Source organism: Mesorhizobium sp. Arg314 (assembly GCF_053714275.1).
In genome coordinates this window covers 1-26,327 of the sequence record NZ_JBSKBP010000046.1, presented here as the reverse complement: position 1 = coordinate 26,327, position 26,327 = coordinate 1, and the positions used below count along the sequence as shown (strand labels likewise).

General features: G+C 60.7%; 25 protein-coding genes and 1 pseudogene. 14 read left to right on the top strand and 12 right to left on the bottom strand.

Going from position 1 to position 26,327, the window contains the following annotated elements; translation table 11 throughout:
* Positions 1 to 188: 188 nt before the first annotated feature.
* From ACWGS9_RS29405 to ACWGS9_RS29395, 3 genes are all read right to left on the bottom strand, one after another.
* Complete coding sequence (locus ACWGS9_RS29405) at positions 189 to 773, bottom strand: recombinase family protein (protein WP_454508532.1); 585 nt, start codon at positions 771 to 773, stop codon at positions 189 to 191.
* A gap of 84 nt (positions 774 to 857) precedes the next feature.
* On the bottom strand, positions 858 to 1,454 hold the full coding sequence (locus ACWGS9_RS29400) for a hypothetical protein (protein WP_454508531.1): 597 nt from the start codon (positions 1,452 to 1,454) through the stop codon (positions 858 to 860).
* A 476-nt stretch (positions 1,455 to 1,930) separates the two neighbouring features.
* A complete protein-coding gene (locus ACWGS9_RS29395; RefSeq protein WP_454508530.1) occupies positions 1,931 to 2,473 on the bottom strand; it encodes a recombinase family protein in 543 nt (180 codons plus the stop codon).
* A gap of 97 nt (positions 2,474 to 2,570) precedes the next feature.
* Here ACWGS9_RS29395 and ACWGS9_RS29390 point away from each other — a divergent pair, with 97 nt between their 5' ends.
* The 6 genes from ACWGS9_RS29390 (at position 2,571) to ACWGS9_RS29365 (ending at position 6,079) form a co-directional block, all read left to right on the top strand.
* Complete coding sequence (locus ACWGS9_RS29390; RefSeq protein WP_454508529.1) at positions 2,571 to 3,329, top strand: hypothetical protein; 759 nt, start codon at positions 2,571 to 2,573, stop codon at positions 3,327 to 3,329.
* Positions 3,330 to 3,357: 28 nt separating this feature from the next.
* Positions 3,358 to 3,762: a hypothetical protein gene (locus ACWGS9_RS29385; RefSeq protein WP_454508528.1), complete on the top strand. Its 405-nt coding sequence runs from the start codon at positions 3,358 to 3,360 to the stop codon at positions 3,760 to 3,762.
* A gap of 226 nt (positions 3,763 to 3,988) precedes the next feature.
* Positions 3,989 to 4,549, top strand: coding sequence for a hypothetical protein (locus ACWGS9_RS29380; RefSeq protein ID WP_454508527.1), 561 nt, complete (start codon positions 3,989 to 3,991; stop codon positions 4,547 to 4,549).
* Positions 4,550 to 4,809: 260 nt separating this feature from the next.
* Positions 4,810 to 5,325: a hypothetical protein gene (locus ACWGS9_RS29375; RefSeq protein WP_454508526.1), complete on the top strand. Its 516-nt coding sequence runs from the start codon at positions 4,810 to 4,812 to the stop codon at positions 5,323 to 5,325.
* A gap of 35 nt (positions 5,326 to 5,360) precedes the next feature.
* A complete protein-coding gene (locus tag ACWGS9_RS29370) occupies positions 5,361 to 5,579 on the top strand; it encodes a hypothetical protein (protein WP_454508525.1) in 219 nt (72 codons plus the stop codon).
* A gap of 80 nt (positions 5,580 to 5,659) precedes the next feature.
* Positions 5,660 to 6,079: a hypothetical protein gene (locus ACWGS9_RS29365; protein WP_454508524.1), complete on the top strand. Its 420-nt coding sequence runs from the start codon at positions 5,660 to 5,662 to the stop codon at positions 6,077 to 6,079.
* A 123-nt stretch (positions 6,080 to 6,202) separates the two neighbouring features.
* Here the strand turns inward: ACWGS9_RS29365 and ACWGS9_RS29360 are convergent, their stop codons facing one another.
* Complete coding sequence (locus ACWGS9_RS29360) at positions 6,203 to 6,889, bottom strand: SprT-like domain-containing protein (RefSeq protein ID WP_454508523.1); 687 nt, start codon at positions 6,887 to 6,889, stop codon at positions 6,203 to 6,205.
* Positions 6,890 to 6,969: 80 nt separating this feature from the next.
* Entirely contained in the window at positions 6,970 to 8,880 is a 1,911-nt protein-coding gene (locus ACWGS9_RS29355) for a ParB/RepB/Spo0J family partition protein (RefSeq protein WP_454508522.1), read from the bottom strand.
* Positions 8,881 to 9,619: 739 nt separating this feature from the next.
* On the opposite strand from ACWGS9_RS29355, the gene ACWGS9_RS29350 reads away from it, so the two are divergent.
* Positions 9,620 to 9,859 carry a hypothetical protein gene (locus ACWGS9_RS29350; protein ID WP_245514647.1) on the top strand — a complete coding sequence of 80 codons (240 nt, stop codon included), beginning with the start codon at positions 9,620 to 9,622 and terminating at the stop codon, positions 9,857 to 9,859.
* A 175-nt stretch (positions 9,860 to 10,034) separates the two neighbouring features.
* On the opposite strand, the gene ACWGS9_RS29345 is transcribed toward ACWGS9_RS29350, so the two are convergent.
* Both ACWGS9_RS29345 and ACWGS9_RS29340 read right to left on the bottom strand, forming a co-directional pair.
* A complete protein-coding gene (locus tag ACWGS9_RS29345) occupies positions 10,035 to 12,074 on the bottom strand; it encodes a MobA/MobL family protein (RefSeq protein WP_454508521.1) in 2,040 nt (679 codons plus the stop codon).
* A gap of 243 nt (positions 12,075 to 12,317) precedes the next feature.
* Positions 12,318 to 14,615 carry a type IV secretory system conjugative DNA transfer family protein gene (locus ACWGS9_RS29340; RefSeq protein ID WP_454508520.1) on the bottom strand — a complete coding sequence of 766 codons (2,298 nt, stop codon included), beginning with the start codon at positions 14,613 to 14,615 and terminating at the stop codon, positions 12,318 to 12,320.
* 265 nt (positions 14,616 to 14,880) lie between these two features.
* Between ACWGS9_RS29340 and ACWGS9_RS29335 the strand changes: the two genes are divergently transcribed.
* On the top strand, positions 14,881 to 16,455 hold the full coding sequence (locus ACWGS9_RS29335) for a type IV secretory system conjugative DNA transfer family protein (RefSeq protein ID WP_454508519.1): 1,575 nt from the start codon (positions 14,881 to 14,883) through the stop codon (positions 16,453 to 16,455).
* On the opposite strand, the gene mobQ is transcribed toward ACWGS9_RS29335, so the two are convergent.
* Positions 16,387 to 17,571, bottom strand: coding sequence for a MobQ family relaxase (mobQ, locus tag ACWGS9_RS29330; protein ID WP_454508518.1), 1,185 nt, complete (start codon positions 17,569 to 17,571; stop codon positions 16,387 to 16,389). The genes ACWGS9_RS29335 and mobQ overlap by 69 nt on opposite strands.
* Positions 17,572 to 18,729: 1,158 nt before the next feature.
* Positions 18,730 to 19,950 (bottom strand): replication initiator protein A, encoded by a 1,221-nt coding sequence (locus ACWGS9_RS29325; protein ID WP_454508517.1) that lies wholly within the window; start codon positions 19,948 to 19,950, stop codon positions 18,730 to 18,732.
* Positions 19,951 to 20,614: 664 nt separating this feature from the next.
* Here ACWGS9_RS29325 and ACWGS9_RS29320 point away from each other — a divergent pair.
* A complete protein-coding gene (locus ACWGS9_RS29320) occupies positions 20,615 to 21,292 on the top strand; it encodes a nucleotide-binding protein (protein WP_454508516.1) in 678 nt (225 codons plus the stop codon).
* Positions 21,293 to 21,308: 16 nt separating this feature from the next.
* Positions 21,309 to 21,683, top strand: coding sequence for a hypothetical protein (locus ACWGS9_RS29315; RefSeq protein ID WP_454508515.1), 375 nt, complete (start codon positions 21,309 to 21,311; stop codon positions 21,681 to 21,683).
* Between the two features lie 109 nt (positions 21,684 to 21,792).
* On the opposite strand, the gene ACWGS9_RS29310 is transcribed toward ACWGS9_RS29315, so the two are convergent.
* Entirely contained in the window at positions 21,793 to 22,014 is a 222-nt protein-coding gene (locus ACWGS9_RS29310; RefSeq protein WP_454508514.1) for a hypothetical protein, read from the bottom strand.
* A gap of 328 nt (positions 22,015 to 22,342) precedes the next feature.
* Between ACWGS9_RS29310 and ACWGS9_RS29305 the strand changes: the two genes are divergently transcribed.
* The gene (locus ACWGS9_RS29305; protein WP_454508513.1) at positions 22,343 to 23,029 is read left to right on the top strand and encodes a hypothetical protein; all 687 of its coding nucleotides are present in this window, start codon (positions 22,343 to 22,345) and stop codon (positions 23,027 to 23,029) included.
* A gap of 142 nt (positions 23,030 to 23,171) precedes the next feature.
* Here the strand turns inward: ACWGS9_RS29305 and ACWGS9_RS29300 are convergent, their stop codons facing one another.
* Together ACWGS9_RS29300 and ACWGS9_RS29295 are read right to left on the bottom strand one after the other, a co-directional pair.
* Positions 23,172 to 23,528, bottom strand: a complete 357-nt coding sequence (locus ACWGS9_RS29300) for a DUF2958 domain-containing protein (RefSeq protein ID WP_454508512.1) — start codon at positions 23,526 to 23,528, stop codon at positions 23,172 to 23,174.
* A 9-nt stretch (positions 23,529 to 23,537) separates the two neighbouring features.
* On the bottom strand, positions 23,538 to 23,765 hold the full coding sequence (locus ACWGS9_RS29295; protein ID WP_454508511.1) for a hypothetical protein: 228 nt from the start codon (positions 23,763 to 23,765) through the stop codon (positions 23,538 to 23,540).
* A 549-nt stretch (positions 23,766 to 24,314) separates the two neighbouring features.
* Between ACWGS9_RS29295 and ACWGS9_RS29290 the strand changes: the two genes are divergently transcribed.
* The 3 genes and pseudogenes from ACWGS9_RS29290 to ACWGS9_RS29280 all read left to right on the top strand — a co-directional run.
* Positions 24,315 to 24,662 carry a type II toxin-antitoxin system RelE/ParE family toxin gene (locus ACWGS9_RS29290; RefSeq protein WP_454508539.1) on the top strand — a complete coding sequence of 116 codons (348 nt, stop codon included), beginning with the start codon at positions 24,315 to 24,317 and terminating at the stop codon, positions 24,660 to 24,662.
* Positions 24,659 to 24,982, top strand: a complete 324-nt coding sequence (locus ACWGS9_RS29285; RefSeq protein ID WP_454508510.1) for a helix-turn-helix domain-containing protein — start codon at positions 24,659 to 24,661, stop codon at positions 24,980 to 24,982. The genes ACWGS9_RS29290 and ACWGS9_RS29285 overlap by 4 nt, the downstream gene beginning before the upstream one ends.
* A gap of 491 nt (positions 24,983 to 25,473) precedes the next feature.
* Positions 25,474 to 26,327, top strand: a pseudogene (locus ACWGS9_RS29280) (hypothetical protein); the annotation flags it as partial.

Sequence of the window (26,327 nt, the reverse complement as noted above, 5' to 3'; positions counted from 1 at the left end):
CTATCGTCATTCCGATAGCGTTGGACCGCCCGGAGAACGGCGTTTTCCGTACACCTTGACGTGCGGCCAGACGCGACGCACCAGCTACTCATCGCAAACGGCTGGCTGGCGTCACGACACGAAAGTGGTGAATCTGTCCGACATTTGAGAACGAACCATGAACTTTGATCGTTGGGGAAATCGGGGGGCTACGGCTTTTCAGCCCTGAGAGCTTGGTAGAGTGCGGTTTTCCCGACTTTTACGCGTGCGGCGGCTTCACGAACGTTCAAGCCGGCTGCCAGATGCTGACGGGCCTTTGCCAGTTTGTCCGGCGTTACGACCGCTTGACGCCCGCCACGGCGGCCACGTTGTTCGGCGGCCGACAATCCGGCGCGGGTTCTTTCGCGGATCAGATCGCGCTCGAATTGCGCCAGCGCCCCGAACAGGTGGAAGACCAGACGGCCCCCGGGTGTCGTGGTGTCAATGTTTTCGGTGATCGATCGGAAACCGATACCCTTAGCCTCCAGCTCGGTGATGAGCTCGATCAGGTGTTTCATCGATCGACCCAGACGGTCCAACTTCCAGACTGTGAGTGTGTCGCCATCCCTGGCGTATCGAATGGCCTCAGTCAGGCCTGGCCGATCGACCTTCACGCCGGATGCCTTGTCCTCGAATACCTTTTCGCAACCTGCCTTGCGCAAGGCGGCGAGCTGGAGGGCGGTATCCTGGTCTCCCGTCGATACTCTTGCGTAGCCGATGGCTGTCGTTGCCGCCACTAGGCGCAGCGGTAACAAATTCCCGGATGCCCCTTGGATGCGCGCCGTGGCTGGTTCGGAACAGGGAGGCGGATTGTCCGCCTTCCTGTTGTTCGGCTCGCTCTAGTTATAGGGCGACTCGACCAGCCAAGTGGAGGCCGGGGTATGCCCGGCGCGAACGGCCTCGCGGTAATAATCGACGAGGCTCTCTATCGCCCTATGCATCGCGTAAGCCGGATCCTCATCGAAGTCCCGGCTCGGCCAATATGGCCCCGCTTGGGTAGGGGTTTTGATAGCATGCGACCGCTTGAACCGCGTGTATCCGTTGCCGGCATAATCCAAGTCGATCTCGATCAGGGTATCAATTCCGGTAAGCCGAAACCGCGCTCGGCTGGGATGCGCTTCGACGATTTGAATGGCCGGATCTTCGAAGACTCCACCGACGTATCTAGCTGAAGCAGCCAGCGGCGGGATCTCGATGGTTCTAGGCCCCGCAGTGCCGGAAAGCGTCAGCAGTCGTTGGCGGAATTTTGTTTCGTCGAAGAGGACATACCGGCCCTCCGCGCCGCCGTTCAAGGCAGCCTTGAGGGCGGCCTGAGTGCTGTAGCCGCACCCGAGGGCGATCGCCTCTGTGAGATGCACCGACCCTGCGCTACATTGGTCGCGCAGGGAACGCTTCAATTCTTTTAGAAATGTACTGTTGAGCTGGATGACGGACATCGCCGAATCCTCTTCAATACGGTCGTAGCTCGCCGATTACACAACGACCTCGTGAGGAGGAGCGACGTGGGTCTTACTTTGTATTTGTCCACTTTGACCGAGCGAGTGGTCTGGCGAGACGGCCAACCCACTGTGTATCACTTGTTGCCCGCTGACGCCAGCGGTCTATAGACCGCTCTGGTAACATACCCGGCCGACGCCTGATGAAGGAGTTCAGGAAACGCAGTGGCAAAGTTGGCTGCGATTTAACATAATGGATATTATCAGCACTAAGCTTTTGTTTTTAAAGGTGAATTTGCCAGTTCCATAACCGATATTATGCAACTTTAGATTGAAGATTGGCGAGCAAGCAATCTAGCATAGGTTCTGCTGCAATACCACTCCGTTGCGTCCTCAGTTGAATGCACTGTTACTCCACCGTGGGCACTACGAATGCGCGCCGGACAGTTTTCCGGCTGCCTGGAGGCCGAGGATCTTCACCGCAGTCGAGAGATCGTACTGTTGCTGACGTTGTAGCGATGCGCGACCTCTCCCATTGGTTCCCCGGCAGCAAGCTGGGCCATAGCCTCTCGCCGCTGCTGGTCCGAGAGCTTCGGCTTGCGCCCGAACTTCACGCCTTTGGCCATGGCCCGGGCGCGCCCTATCGAAGTATTTTCCAGGATTCTGCGCCGTTGCCATTTGGCGGCCCATCCGACAAGGAACAGGATCAGGTCCGACATCTCGGAGGCGGTGTCGATAAAGGGCTCATCCAAGAGGCGGAGCCCGGCGCCGGCTGCCGACACCGTCCTGAGGATATTCAGCATATCAAATGGATCGCGCGCCATGCGGTCGCTGACGACGGCGTGTACCACATCACCAGGCTTCAGTGAACGCAGCAGCCGATGCAGTTGTGGACGGTCCGCATTCTTGCCGCTGCGCTTCTCAAAGAAAATCCTCTCGCAACCGGCCGCCTTCAGTCGTTCAATTTGTGCGGTTAAGTCCTGCGCTTCGGTAGATACGCGCGCATAGCCGTATTTCATCCCAAGTTAGCCTCCACGTTTCTGTCAAAATTCACATTGCGAAAGTCGTGACTTCTGCATAAACGTTCCGTCTCTCCACCCTCGCGATAGGTGCACTTTGAGACGCAACGCACGCCCGTCCTTTGTCACGGCTGGACTGATTTCGATGGCCAGCTGTTTAGCGATAACCATCGGTCCTGTCCGTGCCCAACAAGGCCTGTCTCTCGATGTCATGGTACCTGCGATCGAGAAGCCTTCCGAATTGTTTCGGCCCCATGGACGAACGGCCGATTTCCTCGGAGTAGGCCTCGGCCAGACGGTCGACGACATCCGCAAGTCACTGACCGACCAAAATTTCTCCAACGAAAGCCCGTCAAACCGCTTCCTCCTGGAGGAAGACTATAACAGCGTCGAGATCGTCGCTTCCGGCCCGAACCGTTACTTCACCAACATCGTCTGGTCCGGTCCGTCGGACGCCACCGCTGAGCAAAGCGTGAGGGTCGAATTTTCCTCTCCGCTGTCAGGTCAGCGCTCTACGGATGTCCGCCGCTTCGTCACGTACAAGGGCGGCATGGGACCGTTGGTGGAGACGCTGCGCGCAGCCATCATCCAGAAGTACGGACCACCCAGCCGCGACAGCAAGACAAAGATGGAGTGGTACTGGAGCAACGGCCAGTTGGTCGAGAAATATGCTCAGGACCACCAAATGCTGATCGGCATGGCTACGGACGGCGACCACGTGAAGGCCGTCACCTATGTCCTCATCGACGAAGCCGGGACACACGCCGACGACGACCGACGGGCTCAATTCGAGAAATCCGTCGAGGACGCCGCCAAAAAGGTCCGCGACGCCCACGCCACCGCACCCAAACTCTAGGACATTCCCGCAACAAATGAGGACGATTGTGAAAATGATTTCGTGCGCCCAGACTCTTCGCGTTGCGGCACTCGCCGCCAGCATGTCGGCCGCTGCTTTGCCAGCGGCGGCCAAGGACATCGTCGCCTTTATCGATCAAGAAATGGCGCAGGCCAACCCGACCTATTTCCTCATCCTTCATAACAAGCAAGGATGGGCCCTCAACACCATCGATACCATCAAAGCAAGGCTGGGTGCCAAGAACTTCAAATACGATTTTCAAACCTACAATGATGGGGATCGGCCGAAGGACATAGCACGGCCCTTCAACTGGCAAACCTACGGAGCGGTGTTCTGTTTCGGGCAGCACCTCGAGTGCGAATTGGTAAGGTCGCAAGCCTTGGCAAAGGGCTTTGAAGGCGATTTCTTCGATGGGGACCTGGAGAAGCGATAGGCATCGCCGAGGCCCTGCCCAGCCATCACGCGGGATTTTCGAGACTTTGCAAGGCGACCACCGCCGGCACCGCGCTGACCATCGGGCCGCCGACATGTCCTGATCGATGGAATGACGTCGGCCCGAGTATCGCGCTCGCCAAACAATGACCCGCTGTCGCCTGACTGCGCCCGATACGCCGCATCGTCCAGACGACTGTCCAATCCGTGTCCCGAGGTTTGCCGCCATGCAAAACACAATCAAGATTCCAACGATCGCGTGGGGCATCGCCGCGCTGGTCTTCTTCCCGTTCTTTTTTCCGAACTCGTACAATATCAGTCTGTTCGGCATTCGTTTCCTCCCCGCCATTCTCTTCGCCTATGTCGCCTATCGGTCTTACAAGAACGGGCTCCCGGCAGGTGCCAGCCCCGAAGAACGCGCCACAGCCAGGCATCAGGCCTTCGCCGCGGTGGTCTTATCTGTAATCAGCGTGACCCTTGGTATCGGGTTTGGCCTGATCCGACCGCCAAACTTCAAATCTGTCATGCCCTCTGTCGCCGGCATCGAGGGGAAGTACAGGGATCCGAACGGCAGCACGGTCGAGTTTCTCGGCGACGGCACCGCTGTCATCGTTATTCACGGCCAGCAAGCCATCTGGAAATGGAGCAGCTATGATGGCAATCGCCTGAAGCTCGAACCCGACCCCGGTATGATCGGCGTTTCGTCTGCGATGTGTGCCTACCAGATCAATGGCTCCAACCTCCGCGTCACTGGTTGTGAATATGCGATGCAATTGACCCGCTTCTGATCGCCTGTTTGAAGCTGACGAGAAAGAGCGGCATGGATTTCAGGCACATATTGGCCTTCACCATAGCGGCGGGCGCCCTACTGACAGGACAATCCAGCGCCAGGGAAGAGCCTGCTCGGCCCCGGGAGCTATATCGGCGCGTCCATGATCACCGTCGGCCGCGACAGCCTGCCGACACCGGCCGCCGACGAGGGCCGGTCACCCGCTGTTCTAGAAACGGAACCACTGCCCTTCAACCCCTGAGGATTACGATGAATTCCATGATGACTCTCAAGCTGGGAGCGTGCCTGCTCGGCCTTTCAGTCGCTTCCGCCGGTGCGGCCTATGCCCAGGAAACCAATCTCGACTACGGCAAACTGACCGGCTATCTCGCCACCAAATACAACGGCCAGTGCAAGGATGTGTCGTCGGCTACGAGGAAGGCATTCCGGTGCATACTGGCCGGAAATGCATATCACGTTCCATACGTGGAAGTTGGAACTTCCGCCGATGACAAGTCCGTGAGTTACAGCCTCACCGTGCGGGTCGGCGACCGGTCCGATATCGCCACGTTCGACCGCTTCTATCAGGACACAATTGCGGCGATCGATGTAGCCGGAACTCCTATGAAGACGGTTGCACCGACCATCTACGATGCGCTCAAACTTTGCTACGCGAACAGCGAGCTTGGCAAAAACGACCGCGTCAATTGCCGATACCTCCCTCCAGGCATGGGCTTTTGGGTTTCCGCCGATAACTATTACGAGTTCATTCTGAGCACTTACAAAACAAAATAGCACCGTCATCCGAGTGCGCCAGGAGCGGGAGTTGAATGGTTTTGACCCGCGATGAAGCTAGGGCAGCTCTTCTCCGCCAGATAGACGGCTTGCCGGATAAGCAAGCCGCTCTTGCTCACAGGCTGGTTCCGATCTTTGACGAGATTCAAGATGACGCGTCCTACGTGAACGATGTGAACACGCTCCTGGCCGCCCTCCAGTTCGTAGAATACATGGCGACTGGTGTCCGCCCTAGGACAGAGGCGGTGCATTAGGGTAGTGCCGCTCACATCTGCGTGCGCGGCATGTTTTGCTTTTGAGGCGCTTCTATCGAAATTTGAAGTGAGAGGACGGCATGGATTTCAGGCATATATTGGCGTTCACCGTGGCGGCGGGCGCCTTCCTGCCGGGGCAATCCAGCGCCCAGGAGGAGCCGACACAACCAGGCCCCAGCCAGAGATTCAAGCTCGGCCAAAGTGACGGGTGCTTTCGCTACATTGGCGACGCGGTCGAATTCGTCGGCCGCTTTAAAGCCGGGAGCTATGTCGGCGTGTCGATGATCACCATCGGCCAGGACGGCTTGCCGACACCGGCCGCCGATGAGGACCGGACACCGGCAACGGATCTGCCGGCGTGGACGAGCGCGTCGCCGCATTTCTGGTTTGGCCCGACCCCCAGCAGCCGCGACTACTCCATTACGTTCTCACCCCGCGCCGCATGGGGCAGTGCCGCGATCGTCACGATCTGTGGGCGTCAGTCCCCGCCAGCCAAGTAGCTCGACACGTTTCTGGACATCCGGGGTGGGAGGAGCGCGAGGAGGGGAGCCTAGGGCTCCTCGCTGGCGCCGTGGGCGGCTCGATGCCGCCGAGGCGTCCTCCAAGCCGAAGACGCCGGATGCCTATGCGGCTTCCGGCACGGTCTCGGCCTCTTCTTCTCCCCCCTTGTCCTCCGGAGCTTCCATGCGCACGCCACAGTCGCCGCAGACCAGCGGCGCGGCGGGCTTGGCCCAGGCGTTGAGGCCGCAATGCGGGCAGGTGTAGCGGGTTTTACTGGCGTTCTTGGCCTTGCGCTTCGCCCGCCCGGCCCCTTCGGCCCATAGTTCGACATAGAACGCGTCGAAGCCGCTCGCCTCGAGCACACCGAAGGCGTTGCGATATGCTCCACCCTCGGCAATGTAGTGGCTGACCCTCTGGCCGGTCTGCTTGCCGCCGGGCTGGCCGGAGTCGGAGGGAATGAGGCCGATTTCCTTCATTTTCGCGGCCCATTCCGCATTGTGGTAGCCGCCGCGCGAGACCGTGCCGAAATGGTGCTGCCACAGATGCACCATTTCGTGGACGAGGGTGGAGAGGCTCTGCTCGGTGGAGCGCTCGTGGAAATGGGACGGGTTGAGGGCGATTTCGTCGGTGACGACTGCACCGTCCTTGGAGCCGAAACGGCCCCCGGCGAAGTAGCCGTAGGCCTTGGCCTTACGCTGCATGGTGATGAGGCAGGGCGGCAGGGTGCCGCCGAACAGGCGCTCGCTGAAGAATCCGTAGGCCCGGTTCAGGCCCTCGTAGGTCGTGGTGGTGGGATTGACGGTGGACATGGTTTCCTCGCTGTTGTTTCGTACGATACAATTCGCAGGCCAAAGAATAGGCCCGGCGCCGATGGCACCGGGCCTGCCGTTCACTCGGCGGGCTGTTCGCGCGCACGCAACGGCACCGGCAGCCAGCCTTTGCCGGCCAGTTCCTTCTCGGCCAAGGCCACGGCCTCGTCCTTGGGCGAGCGTTCCACCGATTTGGCGGCGGTTTCGCTGCAACCGGCCTCGCGCAGCACGTCCGCAATATCGGCCTTGGACAGGCGCGTGAGGAACGGCGCCTCGGGCGTCCACCACTGCTGCATGTCGAGCTCGACGGCTTCGGCAACCTGTCCGGCCTGCGCCAGCCTGCTTTTGCTGGCGTCGTAGCGGGCTGACACGGCGTTAAGGTTCGCTGCCGTCACCACGGCCAGCAGGTCGAGCAGCTTGGTCGTGCCCTGCTCAAGCAGCCACGGCCACAGGTCGGCGGCGGAACCCGGAATATGGTGCCCCCACCCCTCCATGATGTCGTTCCAGCCTAACAGGGCGCGGCAGGCATCCGGCTCCTTGATGCTCGGGGCGAGGTCACGCATTTCTCCGCGCACCTCCACGGCGTTGTCCGTTCCAGACCGCAGGGCGTAGTCAAGAAACGCCCGGCACACCAGCGGCATCAGGATCGCGGCCAAGGCCACCTGTGGACGGGCCACCAGTTCCACGCGCAGGGCGGCGGTACGGATGGCGGTCAGTTCCTCGACAAGGCTGTTAGACAGGCCGGACGGTTCCGGCTCGACCGGAGTTTCGGCCCCCTCCCCGTCCTCTTCCGTCCTGCCTTCGGGAGCGCGCAAGGCTGCCAATGCTTTCTGGTCCTCGGGTTTCACCAGCCCCCGGGTGATGTCCAAGGTGCCGCCATGGGCAATGCCGAGGATGCAGCCTGCCAGCGCCATGTCCTGCGGGTCGTAGCCATAAACGCCCGATTGGATGGCCTCCATGCGGTCGGACACCTCCTGCTGCCGCTTCTCGTCGGCCTCCAGCTGCGGGTCGCCCTCGTCATAGCCCTCGATGCGCTCGGCCAAGGCGTCGAATTCATCGTTGAGAGTATCAACCTCGGCCTGTTCGGCCTCGCTCAAGGCACGGCTGATCGGATGGATGCGCCCATGACCCACGGCATACCCGGAATTGGCCTCAAGGCTGATTTCCGCCCATTTCCAGCCGCGCTGCCGGATTTCCTCGGCAAGCGCCTCAAGCTGGCCGGTCGCCAGCGTCACCAGCAAGGGCCGGTCGGTGAGGTAGGTGGTGGTGTCTTCGCCGAAAAGGTCGCGCAGCACCCCGCCCCCGGCCTGCTCGTAGGCCTCTATCCCAACAAAGCGCGACAGCCGGTCGGTAGCCCGCACATGGGCCTGCGTCAGGAATCCCCGCAGGCTGCGCGGGTCACGGTTCCAGTTGGACTGCTCGAACCATGCCTTTTCCTGCGCCTCGTGGTCGTCGCTGATGGCGAGTGCCCGCGCCTGTTCAAGGGTGATTTCATCGTCGCGCATGACATCGAGAATGCGCGGCGACAGGCTCCCCAGCTTAAGCCGCTGACGCACTGTCACCACCGACTGGCCGAACCGGGCTGCGATGTTCTCGACCTCCGCGCCCTGCTCGACCAAGTCGCGGTAGGCAAGGATTTCATCTACCGGATGCATGCCAACGCGCTGCACATTCTCGGCCAGCGAAATCTCGGTGTCGCTGCCATCCGCTTTCAGCACCACCCGGACGGGATAATCCTTGGTGACGGCCACACCCTCGATGCTGCGCTCGTCCTTCATCAGAAGGGTTAAGGCGTCGAGGCGACGGCCACCGGCCACCACTTCGTATTTGTTTCCTTTCTCTGCCTTGCGCACGACGAGGTTCTGGATGAGGCCGTGATGCTCGATGCTCGCGGCCAGCGCTGCCCGGTCGCCCTTGTCGGTGATGCGCCGCACGTTGGATTTGCACGGCACCAATTTGCCGAGCGGGATGGTGGTTTCAGTCGTGGTCATGGTCTTGCTCCTTGTTGCTCTCAGGTTGACCTGAAGGGTTCAGGCCACCTGAACCCCTGCCTCGCGGCGAGCAGCGGGGAGCGAGGGGGCAAGCCGCGGCGGCGGAGGGGTATCCCCGGTCTGCACGGAGCGAAGCGCAGGAAGATGGGGGAGACCGCCGGCGGGGCTTGCGGGGAGAGAGGGCCGCGCGCCTCTCTCCCTTTATCTTGCACATGTGAGCCGTTTGGCATTGTAACGGGCCGCCTTCTGCGGCTGTTTTCAACTTTGCGATAACAGTGGACAGAATGCAGGCGACGCTTCAAAATGATAATTAATGAAACGGCCGTGCGGCTAACGCTGCACGGCAATCGTGCAGCACACCAAACACTTTGGAGCTGTATGATGAGGAAAAAGATTAATCTTCAACCATTTAGATCTCTTATCAAGCCTCGGTCCAAGAAGGCGACCGAGCCCGAAAACGAGTCACCGCTTAAATTTGGTAATCCATCTCTGTGGGCAGCTATACTTGCCGCAGACAAGCATTTCAAAAAAGTGAATCGTGATCTCCGAAGGGCTCAAAAGAAGCGATAAGCCTCGACTTCCTCCCCTCTCCAGGGGAGTTTTTATTTCTTCAGAACCAAAGCTGACACTTGCGGGATTCACAATGCCGCCCCATCATCTATCTATGGCCAGGTTACATCAAGGATCTGTATTCGGAATCCGTGAGCTCACGGCCGAACAGCGCGAGAAGACCCGAAAAGTGCTGGAATGGCTGGAAACGGACCTTGTCAGGCGGCGTAAGCGCCTAGCCTATTGGGCGATGCGCAAGCACCAAGCAGAGACTATTCCGGGAATTGACGAGGATTTACGCGAAGGTGCGTTCTATTTCCACGCCCGCGCCCAACAGCTCGTCGATTCCGGGGAGAGGCTACGCGCCCATCTCATCACCGAACTGCAAGAGCAGCCTGAGCATCTTCCCGCCTACCACTACGAGCACTAACCCCGTCGGAGGTCAGACCAAGGCCGCATTGGACGCTGTCATTCGACTTACAACCTCGCGAGAGATAATCCGCGACCTTGCTGCTCAGGAGAAGTCTTCTACCAGTAACCCGTCCAACTCTGTGCGCTGAAGCGCCTCGTAGATATCGCGCTAGACCAGCGAGGAAAATCGTCCTTCATTCGCCGATCCCGACACCCTTGGCTTTTCCCCTCTGCTTCTCAGCCTCTTTTTCCTTGGCGCGCCGGTCGCGCATCTGGTCCATCATCCGCCGCCGGGCTTCGTTGTTCTGTTTGTCCTTGTCGTCATGCGCTGGCCGCGGCCCCTGCTCTGGCGCTTTCGTGTTCGCCGACTTGTCATGTCCGCCGGAAACCTGCTGAGGCTGTGCGACCGGCTGATGTTGTGTTTTGGGAGCTTGCTGCGGAGCCTCGCTCCGTCGATCGCGCATCTGGTCCATCATCCGCCGCCGGGCGTCGTTGTTCTGCCGGTCCTTCTCGTGCTGCACCGGCTGGGCGCCCTGCCCAGGAGCATTGGCGCTGGACCTTTCCGAGCCTTGTTCAGGCTGCCTCTGTGGCTTGGGCACTTGCTGCTGCGCCGACGGACTCGGCTGCGGCTGCGTCTGGCCGCCCTGCGGTCCACCTCCCGCGCCGCCCGCAGGCGGGCTCTGAGGCTGTGGCGACTGCCCCTCCCCCGGTCCGCCACCTCCACCAACCGGCTGGTAGCGAGCTTGCGCATCCCGGTAGGCTTTTTCCGAGTTTGCCAGCTCTGCCTGGTTGCGGTCCGCGTCGCGCAGCACGCCGGGCAGCTGCTGCCGGGCGATGTCGGCGTCACGGCGTTTCGCTTCGGCGCCGGGCATGTAACCCTCCTGCGACAGGATGCTGCCGGGACGGCGACCGAACACCTGCTTCTTGTCTGCCAATTTCTCGTACAAGGACTCCCGGCTGTTTTCCTTTTCCGCGTACTGGTTCATTTTCTTCATAGCAGCATCCGGGTCTAAAAATGCCCGTTCCATGGTCGAACCAAGCAACGAACCGCTCTTGTCGTGGTTAAACTGCTTCTTGAGCAGGTCGTTTTTGTGCATCTCGAGAAGTTTATCTTTGTCATCCATGGCTTTTTGCTTTCCAGATGATAGTTTCTCATTCATGCTTTGAGGGTGATTTCGAGGATTGCCCGATGGCTCGAACTCCTGCCGGAAGGGGTGGGACCTGTTTTGATGCGGCTCCCTGCCTGGCTTCTCGTCGGACGCTGGTTTGAAAACGGCTTGGCTCGTATCGAGGCCAAGCGGCTCGCTTGGAACGAGCGCGGCATTCGCGAGCGCGCCGAAACGAGCGGACGCATCGGGAAGCTTCTGATTGAGGGCGAGGAATTGACGGGCGCCAAACGGGCCAAGCGGCCGCTGGATATCCACTGACGAGGGCGGGTTGTGAATATGGCGGAGATGCTCCATCTCCTCATTGAGCTTGTCTGCATGAATGGCCGCCCAGAAACTCGCCTCGGTTTCTTGCGGCCCCAGCGCCCGATTGTAGGCGGGACGTGAGCGCCCTTCATCAATGGCCGGATAGTTGACGGCCCGGGCAGGCGAACGCGATCCCGGCGCATTGCGCCGATTGCGAACCCGGCTTTTCGGTTGGACGCCGCGTCTGTCCATCTGCTGGGCTCTTGGCCCTTCGTGAATGCTTGGCGCCCGGTCAATCCCCTGCGCCTTCAGCGTGCGCCGATCGATACGCTCGGCCCGCCCTGCCCTTTCCATAGCGCGGTTCGCATGATCCTCCCAAAGCGACCGTAAGCGTTCGGTGCTGCCGTTCTCACTCAATCCGGAGACGCGTTTTCCCGTCGCCGGATCCCGATCACGCACGACCAGGTGAACGTGAGGATTCTGCTCGTCCTTACCCTTGTCATGAAAAGCTGCAAGCCATGGCGCACGGCCTCGCGTTACGTCCTCGGCATAGTCTCGAACGAGCTGTGCCCTCTGCTCCGCATCGAGCTCCCGGGGCAACGCCAGCAAGAGCTTATCTGCAACGCGGGCGTTCTTGCGGTCTGCTTGTTCCCCAATCTGCATGAACCTCGCTGCTCTGCCCTTTGTGGCCGGCATGCGGGCGGCTTCTATCCGGCTTACGGCAGAACGGCGCATGATGTAGCGGACGTGCGCCGCCGAGGTGAACGGGCGCGCCTGCGTGGACTTCCCGATAGGCTGGTGATGCAGGCTATAGATGGCCATACGGTCGTCCTCGCGAGGGGGAGAGGCACGGGTTTGCCTTGCAAACCCATAAGTGCGCTCTACCGCTATCCACGCTTAGCACCGGCCATCATCGAAGGCAACGCGGTGGCAGAGCGAAGACCAAAGCGAAGCGGGTCGAGCACGCCACGCCCCTGCCCCGGTTGGTGACAGCACGGCGTGGGATAGCGCGGGCCAGGCCGATGCTCCCATTAGGGAGCTAGCGCCCTGGCCCCAGGCGCCCCGTCAGCCCGCCAACGCTGCGACTTCGGGAGCCTTCTGCACGCGTTTCATGGCTTCCGGGTCGGCGTAGTAAGGACGCTTGGTGAGGAGGGCATTATCCATGCCGTTGAGCATGACCACGACCTTGTCGGCGTAGTCGTGGCCAGTCAGGTCGAATGATTCCACGAGTGGCCGCTCGCTTCCGTCCAGCAGGCCGCGCCGGACACCGAGATGGCTCGAGAGCCATTTTGAGCGCTCGGCATCTGGGTTCATGTAACACTGCGCGAGGCAATTGCCGACCATCCCCTTCGCGTTCGGGTAAGCCGTCTCGAGTTGCCCGATGTTCTGCGCAAACATCCACAGCCGCACGCCAAATCCGCGCCCAACGTCAAGCGCCTCCTCAACCACGTCCATGCGCTTGAGGCGCGGCAACTCGTCGAGGAAAAACGTCACAGCTTCGGCATTCGGCACAGGTGTGCCCTTGCACAAGGTGCTGATGCAGCTGCCGAGCAGCACGCGGAGCACCGAAGCAAAGCGCTTGATGTCACCAAGCTCCACGCACAGGTAAAGGGTCGCACGCTCGCCGCGTAACATTTCAGGCCGAAATGTTGTTTCGCGCGTCAGCCGCGCGATCGCCGGCGACTCCCAGACCTTCAGTTTGGTGCGTGCCGTATCAAACACCCCTTCCCGCTGCTTGTCCGGCATCTTGTTGAGCGAGCTGCCCATGCGCCGCAGGGTGGGCATCTCGTGCATCATCAAGTCGGAGATCAGGGCGTTAAAGGGTGCATCTTCTTCACCTGGCTGCCCGGCGCGCTCTGCGGCCAGCGGGTCGTTGTTGACGCCACTCAGAAGATCAAGCACCGATTCCATGCAGCGTTCCGCGCCGGTCCGTGTCAGCGCCACATAAAGCACCATGGCACGGATGACCTGGATGGCTCGCTCATCGAAGTATTCGCCCTCCTCAGCGGGCACGGTGAGCAATTCCGCCAGCCGCTCGGATTCCTCGTAAGCTTCATCGGGGTCGGTCGAGATGAAGTCGAGCGGATTGAAGCGCAGCGAGGTGTCGCGGTCGTTGGGGGCAAACCGGTAAACCTTGCCCACCTCCCTGCCGCGCCAGTCGGCCGTGTCGGCAAACATATCGCCCTTGATGTCCAGGACCACGGCTGGACCATTGAGATAAAGGAGATTCCGCAACACATGCGACGTCGACTTGCCTGTACCGGGCGGCGCAATGGTGATTAGGCTCTCGTTGCGATCATAATAAAGCTCTTTGCCGTCTGCAAAAGCGCCCAGCCGCAGGGCCTTATCGGTGACTCCCTTCGGAATCAGTGGTTTGATGCCGTCCGAAGTGAGCCAGCGGGTGCCGCTGTAAAGATAGCGATTCAGCACGGCCTTCTCCTCCGAGTCTCCCTTTCCTTCGAGTACGGAGCGGCATTTCCCCTGGACTAATTCAGCCGCGCTTTCAGGCGTCCCAAACCGCGTCTCGATCAGGTGCGTAACAGCTTTCTTGAACGCTGCTTTGTCCGTGGGCGTCGTCAAATTGCTTGGGGTCGTGAGCTGGGTTTTCCCTTCATTCCAGAGGATGGGAAGGGCGACGCTATAAACCTCTTTGCGTGTGGCAAAACCCAAAACTTCAAGGATTTCCGACAGGCGTAGAATGGCGCGCTGTCCTTCCGGAATATCCCGCAGGGTTCGTACCAACTTCGAATTCCGCAACCCCTCGGTGAACATCCGTCCCGATTTGGCAATTCTGGTGGCATCAAACGCCAGCTCGAAGGCTATCCCGCCAGCGCTTTTTGCATTGTTGTCGCTGCCGATCTTCTGGCCATCGCGGGCCTCAAGGAAAAATTCCGCCATATTGCCCTTCGACTTGGTGTCGAGGCTGTCATAGGCCTCCTCAAGCCGCAGTTCATATGAATTTAGCTCGTTTCCGTAATAGGCTTCGATTCTGGCGAGATCTTCAGCAAGCTGACGCTGGCGATTTTCCCGGGCGATACGCGCTTCTTCCTCACGCCGCTTTCTCTCCCGTTCAAGGCTTTCCTTCTTCCGTTTTTCAGCGTCTCGCACCGCTGCGTCAAAGGCTGGATGTGAGAGGAGCGCTCGAATTTCGCGTCGATTTCGTCCCGTCTCGGACCGAGGTCTTTCAGGCAGACCGTCCTTTGCTATCTGGTGCAAATGCTCCTGGGCATCCAAAAAGCGACCAAACAACCGCTTTTCTTCGTCAGTCAGCTGTGGCTCCGCTCGTCTTTGTTTTTCATCTTCGAATTTCGCTCGTCCAGCATCTACAAGCTTGGTGCCTAAACCCTTCAGCCAATCTTTCATCGAATCCCCCGATAATCGCCCGGCTTATTGAACAAAAAATACTGTCACATTCAATTGTCGCAGCAGGAATATTAAAGCCCTGGCAGTTCGACCCGCCGGAGGTTGTTTGGGTCCCAATCGTTGTGCCGCTTGTCCAACTGGCCCAAGTCTGACAATTAGACCTTGCCGCGTAACCGGGCGGCTCCCCCTTTCTTGCCACCTTCCGCCGCCGCTCCGGTGGGCATTCGCCATTGACCTGTCCGCCTCGGGCACCGAACGTCCGGGCATGTTTTTCCTCCGCTTCCTCCGATGGCTGATCATCATCACGCTGCGGTGTGCGTTTTGGATATTAGGGCGGGTCTTCACGCAGCTCTGGCGGTTCACGCGCTGGCTGGTTCAACGCCGGCTCCGCACGCATGGCTCGGCCCGCTGGGCGAATGTAGTTGACCTGCTCCGCGCCGGCGTTTGGGCACGCCGCAATGGCTTGATCGTCGCCAAGAAATGGACCGGCTTCATCCGGCACCGGGGCGAAGGCGCTGTCCTCGTCTTCGCCCCGATGGGTTCCGGCAAGGGCGTCGGCCTGGTCATTCCGAATCTCCTCGACCATCCGGGGTCCGTCATCTGCACCGACCCCAAAGGGGAAAACTTCGCCGTCACTGGACGTTTCCGGGCAACGCTCGGTCTGGTCTTCCGCATCGACGCGCAGCACCCTGAACATTCACACTGCTTGAACCCGTTCGACCTCATCCGCGTCGGCAGCTACCACGAGGCCGACGACATCGCGGCGTTGGCCGACCTGCTCGTCATCCCTGAATCTGCCGACAGCCATTGGGACACCAGTGCCCGGCAAATGATCGCAATGATCATCGGCTATGTCATTCGCACACGGCCGCCGGCGCTGTGGACGCTGGCGACCGTTCGCCAGATCATCACGCTCGGCACCAGCGGGTTTGCTCATGAACTGGAACTGATGGCCTGTTGTGGTCACACCCTCGTCGAGGAGGAAGCCCGCATCACCCTGGCCGGGCTCGACCACGACGAAACCCGCTCGGTGATCAAGAACAGTGCCAAAACGCTGCAGTTCTGGTCGCAGGATCGAATCGGCGGCCTTCTCACCGCCCGCTCGGATTTCGATCTGATGCAGATGCATACGGGCGTCATCTCGGTGTATGTCGTGGTTCCCGAAGACAAGCTGAAGATCTACCAGCCGTTTCTGCGCCTCATGATCGGCTGCGCCCTCGCCGCGGCCGTGCGCGGCAAGGCGCTGCCGCGGCCCCTACACAAGCCCCTGCTGCTGATCGACGAGCTTGCCGCGCTGGGGCGCCTGGACGCATTGGAACAAGGCATCGGCTACCTTCGGGCCTATACCCGGACCCTGCTCGTCCTTCAGGATCTCGGTCAGCTGCGGCGCATCTACGGCGCCGACTCGGCTTCGTCATTCCTCGCGGCATCGGGCTGCCAAGTTGCGTTCAATGTGAACGACAACGCCACGGCACAGGATCTCGCCGAAACGATCGGCCGGACCACCGTGCTGTCCCGGTCGCGCGGGACCTCGCAGGCCAGCACCGAACTGCTCCGCCACCAGCAGCAGGCCGGACACAGCGAAAGCGGCCGTCTCCTTTACGATCCCTCCGAGATACGGCGCATGCGTCATACCCACTGCTTGGTGATGATGGGCGGTGCGGTGGCCTTTCCGATCCTGGCGCGCAAGGTTCGCCATTACCGGGAACGGGCCTGGCGCGGATTGTGGGATTACTGGTTCGACGCGGATTCTGGGGGCGCTCCTGCTTCGTCAGCGCAATCGCCGGCGTCCTCGTCGGCGGGCCTGGATCCGGTCATGTCTCTGACGAAGGCCGATTGAACGACAGAGCCGTAGCCGACGATGCAGCTGCATCTCGCGCAGGCCAAACAGCACCGCGATCAGCTGCTCGATCTTGCGAATTAACGCCGCGATCTGGGAACGCCGCCGCTGCCGCGGCCCTGCGACTGAAGCAGGCTTCATCGGACGCTTCCCGGTCCGCACACCCCTGCGCCCCTCCACGTGGTGGCAGGATCTTAGGCGGGCCGCCCGCGCCTGGTAGCGCACTAAGACCCGGTCCGTTCGGTCCAGATTGTGCCGTAGCCGCTTGAGATTGGCCTCGAAGCGGGTACCGGTATCGATGCGGCTGTAGCGAACGACACGGCTCTGCCGGTGCCGTGGCGCGGATGCCCCTGCCCTGCGGCCAGGCCAGCCGCGCGCCTCCCGATCCCTGCTTGCCGGCACATAGCCACGGCGCGCCGCATTCATCGCCCTCGGCCCGACATGCAGTTCCGGCAGCCGGTGCAAGGCCAGCACAGCGGCGCGATCGCCACGCCGGCGAGCGGCTTCCCGTTGCTGCGGCAGGGTCCGGTGGTCCACCTCCCGCACCGGCGCCGGTGCGCGGACTCGCAACATGGCGTTCTGGTAGCGCGCCCACTGCTCGCGCCAATGACGCAGCAGGCTGTCGCTGTTCCAATGGCGCGTCTTGACCTGCCTGAGGCCGCTTCCGGTGGCTTGGCGCATGGTCAGCATGATGTGCGCGTGATGATTACGCGGGTCGTCGCCTTTTTCCGGCACCGGCCTGTGGATGGCGACGTCGGCTACCATCCCCAAAGCCACGAATTGCTCGCGCACAAACCTTCGCACCAACTCGAGCCGGGCGCTTTCCGGAATTTCATGAGGCAGGGCGAGGTTGATCTCGCGGGCCAGCTGGGCATCGGCCCGCTTCTCCATGCGCTCCACACCGTTCCAAAGGCTTTGCCGATCTTTGAGCCACGGGGCACTTCCATCCGGCGCCAGGATCTCGGCGTAAACCACGCCGCGGCGCCGGCTGTAGTCGGCGACAGCACCCCTCCCCTCATCTATGAGGCGCTGGCCGGACCGATAGGCCGCCGCCGCAATCGCGGAGCGGCCGTTGGAGCGACTGATGACCTGCACGGAAAAATGGTACGAACTCACGGTCGGCCGATCTGTTGTTCTTCTGTCGCTGCACGAACCTGCGACCGCCCCCCAATGGCGGAGGCGCCACCTATGTTGCGCAGCAATGTATAAGTGCGCCATTACCCTCCGCCCTTCGGATCTGGCAACCCGCGCTGCTTATCGCGACGGCACCAACCATCATTCCCAACGGCAGGCGCGGCCTTCACGCCACCTCCGCCAAGTCGTGGTCATACCTATGTTGCAAAATAGTCGCGAAGCGGCTGCGCCGCTGGCGGGGGCAAGCCCCCTGCACCCCCTCCTCAGCACCCGACGCTCGATGACCAAGGCGAAGGTCGGCGGCAACCGACCCCCCGGGGGCTCATTGCCGCCCCCGGACCCCCGCTAGGATTTTCGCCGAGAAATGCGAGATTTTGTATACATCGCGTGGGGATTCTCGCCGGCCTGGAAGCATGGTAAGATCTTGCCACGGTACAGCCAGGGATGGCGATGACCGTCGAGAAATGGGGGCGTCACCCTTCGGGTGGCGCCCTTCAGCTTTCAAAATCGTTGACGAATGAACCTTTGACCCAATGGCCTGCGTTGCAGACAGCTTAGGTCGTTGCTTCGGGTGGGTGATCCGTCGCTAGCTCCAGAAACATCCTGAAACCGGTCCTGGATGCCTTACAGCATACTTTTGCCTAGACCGTGCGCCTCGCTCAAGACCTTCCCTGCCAAAAGAGGCAATTCAAGGTGCCACTTTGCCAAAAATCCTTTTCTTCATATCCAAAAAATTGAAATTTGGCACGCAGTGCGTTTTAGATATGTTTTATGTAGTTTTAAGAAGAAAGGTTTTAAGAGCCGAATTCCCTTGATAGCTCAACGGGTTAAACCTACTTCGTGGCACCGTTGTACGGCATTGCCAGATCGATGTACGCCCGTGACGGATTGATATACGGCCGTGGCGGCACCGATGTACGGTCGGCTTTGACTTATCCCCAAAAGCATCCCCAGACTTATCCCCACCCCGACTCGGCCCGTTTGAGCCTCCCTACAGCCATTTTTGTCAAGATGAGCGGATTGATGTACGGCGAAAATGTCAAAAACGGCGGATCGATATACACGGTTTTGGCGAAGCGCGGACCGATGTACGCTGGTTTTGGCAGGGTTGGCGGACTGATGTACGTCTGTTTTGGCAAACTACGCGGACTGATGTACGGCAGAATTGTCAAGAACCATCTCTGACTGCTCTGGTGCCTCCCCGTCCTGTCGTTTCTTCATATAGAGGACCGGACCATCACGGCCGTCGCGCAACGAGATGTCGTAGTCCGGGAGAGGGTCGGTCTTCGCGTCATTGACGATCTCGGCGACGGTCTGCCTAAACTTGCGCAGCGGCAGCTGGGAGCCGCTGCGGTAGTGCAGGTCCTCGACGCGGTAGAATGCGTCGGTCTGGCCGGCGGCCTTGCGGGCTAGGCGGTAGATGAACTTAGCGATGGGCTTGGCGATCAGGAAGTAGTCGGGGTTGAGCGTCAGGATGCTCGGCTTGCCGTCCGGCCTCACGACGCCTTCGTAAACCCAGCCGGGGATTTCCATCTCGACTTGCTCGATGCGGTCCTGGGCGGTGCGGCTCACGACCTTGTAGCGGCCGATCAGGGGGAAGCTTTCTGCATCGCGGCGGCTGCCCTTGCCGACGTTGACGATCTTGATGCGGGTCGCCTGCAGGCGGTCCAGTGCCTTTTCAAGCTCGTCGTACTGTTTCCCTCCCCGCTCTCGCCGGCAGAATTTGAGGATCTGCGCCGCTGTCGGCCGGTAAACCTGGGACGGGAGGCCCGGGCGACGGTTGTCCTTCTCCGCTGCCCTGTAGCGTCTCATTTCCTCGGCGAGGTACGAAACCATGTTGAGGAAGATGTCGTAGTCATAGGCATTGGCGATGCCGACTTCCGCGCCGCCCTCTACCGTGATGACGCAATCCTTCAGCTCATAGCGGATAATGCCATCGCGCTTCATCTTGCTGAGCGAGAACGGCGCCACGTCCATCAGGTTGACCTCGTCCTTGAGCGGCGCGTCATGCACGGTCGGCACGAAGAACATCAACTGGTCGTCGTCGATCGGCGGCGGCCGCTTCATGCGGGCGGAATGGGCGCTCGGCGGGATCTCGCTGTCGATCAGCTTGGCAAATTCCTTGCCAACGATGCTCTCCCCGAGTTTGGCCAAGACGCCGCGCATGGCGTCGTCGCTCATTTGGTCGAGGCGGAGATCGGCGAAGCTGCGGCGGCTGTAGAAGCGGCGCAAACGACTCAGGGCATCGCGAGTCAGCGGCAGATATTCATCGCCGCGCAGCTCCAGCAATTGCTTCGTAACGTTCTGTAAGTAATCGTTTTTTTGGTATAGGTCCAAGTCGGCAAAGTCCTTGCGCGACATGAACGCGATGGGGGGTGTTTTCATGCCGTAGCATAGTCCGGAACCGGTCGGCGTGCCAAGAGATTCGTGTGAAGATCGTGACTTCCGGACTTCATGAAGTAGGGACAACCCCTCCCCTTTTGCTCATCTCCGGAACCCCGCACCTCCCGATCCGTGGAACGATGGGACTCCTAAACCCCGTTTTCCGTTGTTGCGCATCTGAGGACTTCATGACTTCATGAAGTTCGCAACTCAGGACATGGGAATATCCGGGGCTTGGTCGCGCCCGCCCCTCACCTAGGCCCGCGAGATGCCCCGTGCGTGGACCTTAGGACTTCGTCATCCCCGGATGCAAGGACTTACGAACCTGCTGAAAACCGGATGTGATGAGGTGCAAAGCTGGCGAACTTAGCACTTCATGAAGTCCAGAAGTCAGGGTATCAGGAGGTCCTGAAATTAGGATATTCGGAAGTGGAGACGTCGGGGTTACGGTCTTTTGGGTTTCTGTTGCATCCGGGAGACAGGGCTTCCTTTGATCGGCAGATCGGAACATCCGGACTTCATGAAGTCGTGATACACCGATATCCGAAGGTCGAGACCTGGGGATGTCAGCAGTTAAGCAAATCCTAACCTGTTTTCGTCACCATATCGGGACTTGCAAGATTAACGAACAAAGGAGATGGGGATGTCGCTACCTCATGTGATCGTCCTGGCCACCGGCAAAGGTGGTGCGGGAAAGTCGACACTGGCGCGGGCGCTGGCTGCTCATTGGCTGGCAGCCCGGCATAAGCCGGCGCTGGTTGACGCCGATCCGCAAGCCAGCATCGCCTCGTTTCACGACCCGGACGGGCTGATGAAGGCGATTACGCTCATGGCCGACCCCGAGGTCGAGACGGTCCGGCAGACGATCCTTGACCTGTCGAATAGCCACCGCCCGGTAATCGTCGACACGGCCGGGTTCCGCAACCAAACCACCATCATGGCCGCGATTTCCGCGGACCTGGTGCTGATCCCGCTCAAGGCAGCGGCCGAAGACTTCCGCGAGGCCGTCGCCATGTATGACCTTGTCCAGGAGTTGAACAACACGCCCGAGCGGGAAGGGCGGCCGCTATCGGCCCTGATGGTGCTGACCATGACCACGCCCGGCACTGTGATTGCGCGTCACGTCCGCAAGGAACTTGAAACCGGTGGCTACCCACTGCTGACGGCGGAAGTGACGCAGCGCGTGGCCTACCCCGAACTTTCGATGCGCGGCCTGTCGCCCAGCATCGTCGAACCTGACGGGGCTGCCGCGCGCGACATCGCACAGCTGGCCGCCGAAATCACCAAACGCGCCGGAGGCACCCATGTCAAAGCAGCTTGACTCCATTCTGAAGCGGATGCCGGCCGCGACGCCGCCGGCCGCTCTGTCGGTCGTTCCGCAGGTCGAAGCGGCGCAATCGCAACCGGCTGCGAAACCGGAAAAGGAGCCGCGCGTGCCCGCGTCGCGGCCATCTGCCAAAAGCGCCGCCGCCAAACCAGCCGTGATCAGGGCTGTCGTACCGGTCGCATCCGAGCCGGAACGCTCAATCCAGGCTTACGTACCCTTGTCGATCGCTAAGGCGCTGAACATGCGGGCAGCCCAAGAGGATGTCACCGTCCGCACGCTGATCCTGCAAGGCCTGCAGGCAATCGGTTTTGAGATTTCACCTGAGCAAATCCGCGATCGGCGCAAACAGGACGTTGGCGAAACGCAAGACATCCGGAAGTCATGACTTCCGGATGTAAGGGCTTACCGCATTCTGACCCTTGGTCGGCCACAAGACGACAGGCAGGGGAGGGGAGCCCGGCGGTCTAGTGTCTGCAGGCCGTCGGACTTAGCTATTACGGGGTGAGGAGTTTTAGCAGGAGTTCTTCCTCCGCGCGCTCGTGCGCCGCTAGCTCTGAACCGAGTACGACCAGCCGACCCTCGAGCATGGCGAGGAACTTCCGTTTGTTGAGGACCTCAAGATGAAGCCGGCGCGCCGTCGCCGGCGCCGCGGCGTCTGCGAGGACTTCGGTATTCGCTATGTCCTTCAATGTCCTGGCTATCAGGTCTGCGACCACGGCGTGACGTCGTATCAGGTCTCTATGGTCCGCTTGGGCCACCAGTTTGCGACCAAGGGCTTTGGATCCGGGTCGAACTTGGACGGCTGGACGTTTCACGGAACGATTGTGGATCAGTACGGGCGATTTACAAGTCGCTTGCTGCTTCCTTGGCCAGCATCGTGCCGGCGCGCCGGGCCTTTTTCATCATCTATGGCCCGCCTGACGGCCTAGGGCATGGAAAGCACACCCCTCTGCCAGAAGTCGCTCCGCCTCGGTGTCAGGTCTATTTCGACGGAGTATCATACGGCTAAGAACAAAACGCCAACCAACAAGGAACTTCCTGACAATGCAACTCACCTTCAACAGTCTGTTCAGCCGCCTGTCCTCCAACAAGGGCTATACGATCGACCAGACCATTCTGATCGTTGCGATCATCGCCATTCTCATCACCCTCGTGATCATCACCGTGGGTTGGCAGCTCATCAACCGCTCCAGCGGTACCAAGGCCGGTGCCCAGCTCAAGCAGGTTGAAGACGCCAACGGCCAGTTCTATTCCGGCCAGCACGTATGGCCGCAAAACGCTCTCAGCGCCGCCGGTACTGCCACCTCCAACATGGCCGTGCTGGTCAACAACTCCATCCCCGCCGCCAGCTGGGCCAGCAACATCGACCAGACCAACCTGCGTAACATCCTGCCCGGCTTCCGTGTGACCGGTACCGGTACTGCTGCCGTGGTTTACCATGGTTTCGGCGGTGGCAGCTCCACCACTGGTATCATCACCGAACAGGCCAACAGCATGGCCACCGTCGGTAGCGACCAGCGGATGGTTGTCCAGTTTGCGAACATGCCTCTGGCCGACGCCCAGGAAGCCGACAAGGCCATCGATGGCTCGACCGACGCCACCAAGGGCCGCGTGGTTTACGGCACCACTGCCTGCCTCAACGGCACGCTCGGAGGCGCGACCACCATCCCTACCGCGCAGCCAACTGCCAGCCTCGTAACCCTCTGCTACGCGGCCAATACGCTCAACTAAGCCTGACCCGACTGAAAAGCCGCCCACCGGGCGGCTTTTGCGCGCCAACTTCGCCTTTGACGTTCCTTCTCGGCCTGCTGCCGGCAGAAGGGGTATGCAGTTTCCCCGGACGCCCGGCACTGCCGGGCATCCGGGGACTGCGTCAGGCTCTTATGGCGCCGTGACGCGATGCCTCTTCTGCATAGACCGAGAGGCGCTTGGTCGCTCCGAAATGCAGGTCACGCTCGACCGGCAGTCCCAGCCGGCCGCGCACAGTGGCGAGTTCGGAGAGGCTGACGCTGCCGATCTCGGGGCAGCCGAGCCCGAGGTCACAGAGGCCGTAAGCGATGTCAGGATCATCGGGATCGATCTCCGTGAGGAGCCAGGTGGCGCCGGCGTCGGGGGTGAACAGTTTGACAACGGGGACGAAGTCGATCTCGTCTCTGGTGCCGCGAAGGGGCAGTTGCTGGCGACCATTCGCCAGCAACTGATCCCGCAGGTCTTGGTTCAAGAGCTGCATGTCCGCCTCCTACTCGTCGTCTTCGACTTTGGGGGCGCGGAGGACTACGCGTCCGTCCAGGGGCAGGGCCTCGAGGAGGAGCGTGCCGCCTTCGCCGTCTTCGTGGGCGAAGAAAGCGCCGATGCGCGTCCAGAAGCCCTTCTGGCCTTCTACCTTGGCGTCCCGCACGGTGTAGGCGTGGTAAGTCGGGGTTTTCGCCTCGGTCTTCTTGGCCTTGGTGTTGTTGTGGTCTTTCATGGTGTTTTCCTTTGGTTGATGGTTTCTGTCCCGGAGGACGGTTCCAAAGGAGGCCGGCGCCCATGGCTGGCTTGTCCCCAACACGGGAGCGCAGCGAAGGAGCGGGCAGGAACGGGACAAGGCGGCCGCGCTGGCCAGAACAACCGTCATGCACTCCGGGTAGCCCATCAACAGAAACGCCAAGAGAGACTGCATACCAAGGCGTGACCAGGAATCCGATTTGCCATACACGCGACGCGATCGGCGCTATGGAAGGGCTGGGATCTGGACATCGGCACGAATTCGGAACAACGGCAGGGCGAAGGATGGGCCAAATAGGGGGAGGGGGCACGCGCCTCCGGCCAAGTAGCCGGCGTCCGGAAATTGAGTGACGCGAAACTGCGCGATTGGGAGGGGAAGTACGTGGGGCGATCATCGCTGCCTTGGCTCGTGATGATGGCAAATGTGTATGATATCAGCCGCTAAGCGATGTCAGGAATTACGTTGAAGAATTATAGTCTGTATGCTATAAGGTAGAGGCGAATGAAAAATCAGAAGCCCGCTGTTTGGATGGGGTCGTCGAAGGACGATCTGCGGGAGTTTCCGTTTGATGTTCGTCGGGTAATGGGTGTCGCAATCAACGACGCCCAGAATGGTGAGGAGCACCCGGCTGTCAAGGCCCTGAAAGGGTTTGGCGGCCGCAGCATCCTCGAGGTGGTCGACGACTTCGATGGGGATACCTACCGGGCTGTCTACACCGTGCGCTTCGCCGGTGTGATCTACATCCTTCATTGCTTTCAGAAGAAGTCGAAGAAGGGCAGGGAGACGCCTAAGCACGAAATCGAGCTCGTTACGGCGCGATTGAAGGCGGCCGAGGCGCACTACCGCGAAAATTATGGAAAAGGACCAAAGTCATGACTGAAAACATCACCGCCGAAGTGAGCAGCGGCAACGTGTTTGCGGACCTGGGCTTTGACAATCCCGAAGAGGAATTGCTCAAGGCCAAGCTGGCCCGCGAGATCCGCGCCATTATCAAGCGCCGACGCCTGACCCAGGCGAAGTCGGCTGAGCTGCTCGGGATGAAGCAGCCCGACGTCTCCGCGATCGCCACCGGGCGCACGGGCAAGTTCTCGATCGACCGCCTCGTCCGCTGTCTCGATCGGCTCGACTACAAGGTCGACGTGGTCGTGCGTCACAAGCCGCGCAAACCGGCGCGATCTGCTGCTGAGGCAGCTTAGGGTACTCGAAGTGTCGACGGGCCTAACCCGCCGACAACTTCGTTCAGGTTACCAAGCGATCGGGCAAAACCGCACCCCACGGCGGTGCATCTCTGCCTGGAATTCTTCAGCTTGGAGGCGCCAGTCGGCGTATTCCCTCACGCCGTACTCCCTGGCATGTATCGGGCTGGCATCGTCCTGGGCGAGGCACCAGCGGATTCGGCCATGGAGGCCGACGAGTGACGTGGTGGATAGGAGGGGGATGTTCATTGGGTAGTTCCTTCTGTTGAGCGGCCTAATGTGGCGGCAGAGGTATTTAGGCCCCGGCGATATTTGATTTGGGCGACGGACCGAAAAAAGTGGGCCTGACGCAAAATGGTGCTGGGGGCAGGGCGCTTACGCGTGTGGCGATGTAGTGGATGCCTCCGCCTGAGTTGCGAAGGCGCAACGACGGTTGCCCCATTTGGCGTCAAGAGCGACGCCAACGGGTTGAGGTTGCGGTAGAGTGACTTATGCGCCTCCTTTTCCGCCTTTTGCTGTTGGCCGCCACGCTGGCGGCGGCGCCGGCGTGGGCGCAAGATTGGGGCCAGGTCGTCAACGTCTCCACCACTATGGGCATCAGCGGCAATCGGCTTTGCTATGGAGAAGCCTCACGGGGCGACATTGGGTGTCCATCCAACGCGCCGGTTGTTAGCGGCTCGACCATCACCGGCACGTTCGTCGGCGACGGATCCGGCCTCACCGGCCTCACACTTATAACCGATCGCATCGTAAGCGGCACAAGCGCGGCGGTTATCGACCCGACAGGTGCTCTGACCGTGGTCGGCAGGCTTGACATTGTGACCGGGACCAATGTGGTCGCGATCGGGAACAACGCCGGGTTAACCAATTCTGGCACCAATGTCGTTGCTGTTGGCACAAACGCCGGCATGACCAATACCGGCAGCGCCGTTACGTTGGTCGGGAAGTCGGCCGGTTACGGCAATGCTGGCTCCAACGTCGTGGGAGTTGGCGATTTCGCCGCCCAGTATAATAGCGGCACTGCGCTCACAGCGGTTGGCCATGCCGCCGCACAGACCAATACCGGCAACAACGTCACCGCCGTCGGGGGCTGGGCCGGCACCTCCAACACCGCAGACAACCTGACGGCACTGGGGGGCTCGGCTGGTATGATCAATACCGGCAGCGCTGCCACTTTCGTAGGGAAGTCGGCTGGGTACGGCAATGCTGGCCCCAACGTCGTGGGAGTTGGCGATTTCGCCGCGCAGTACAATAGCGGCACCGCGCTTGGCACCGGTACATTATTGGGACACGGATATACGGTAGGCATGGCAATCATGCCTGATTGCCGCGCAGGGGCAGATAT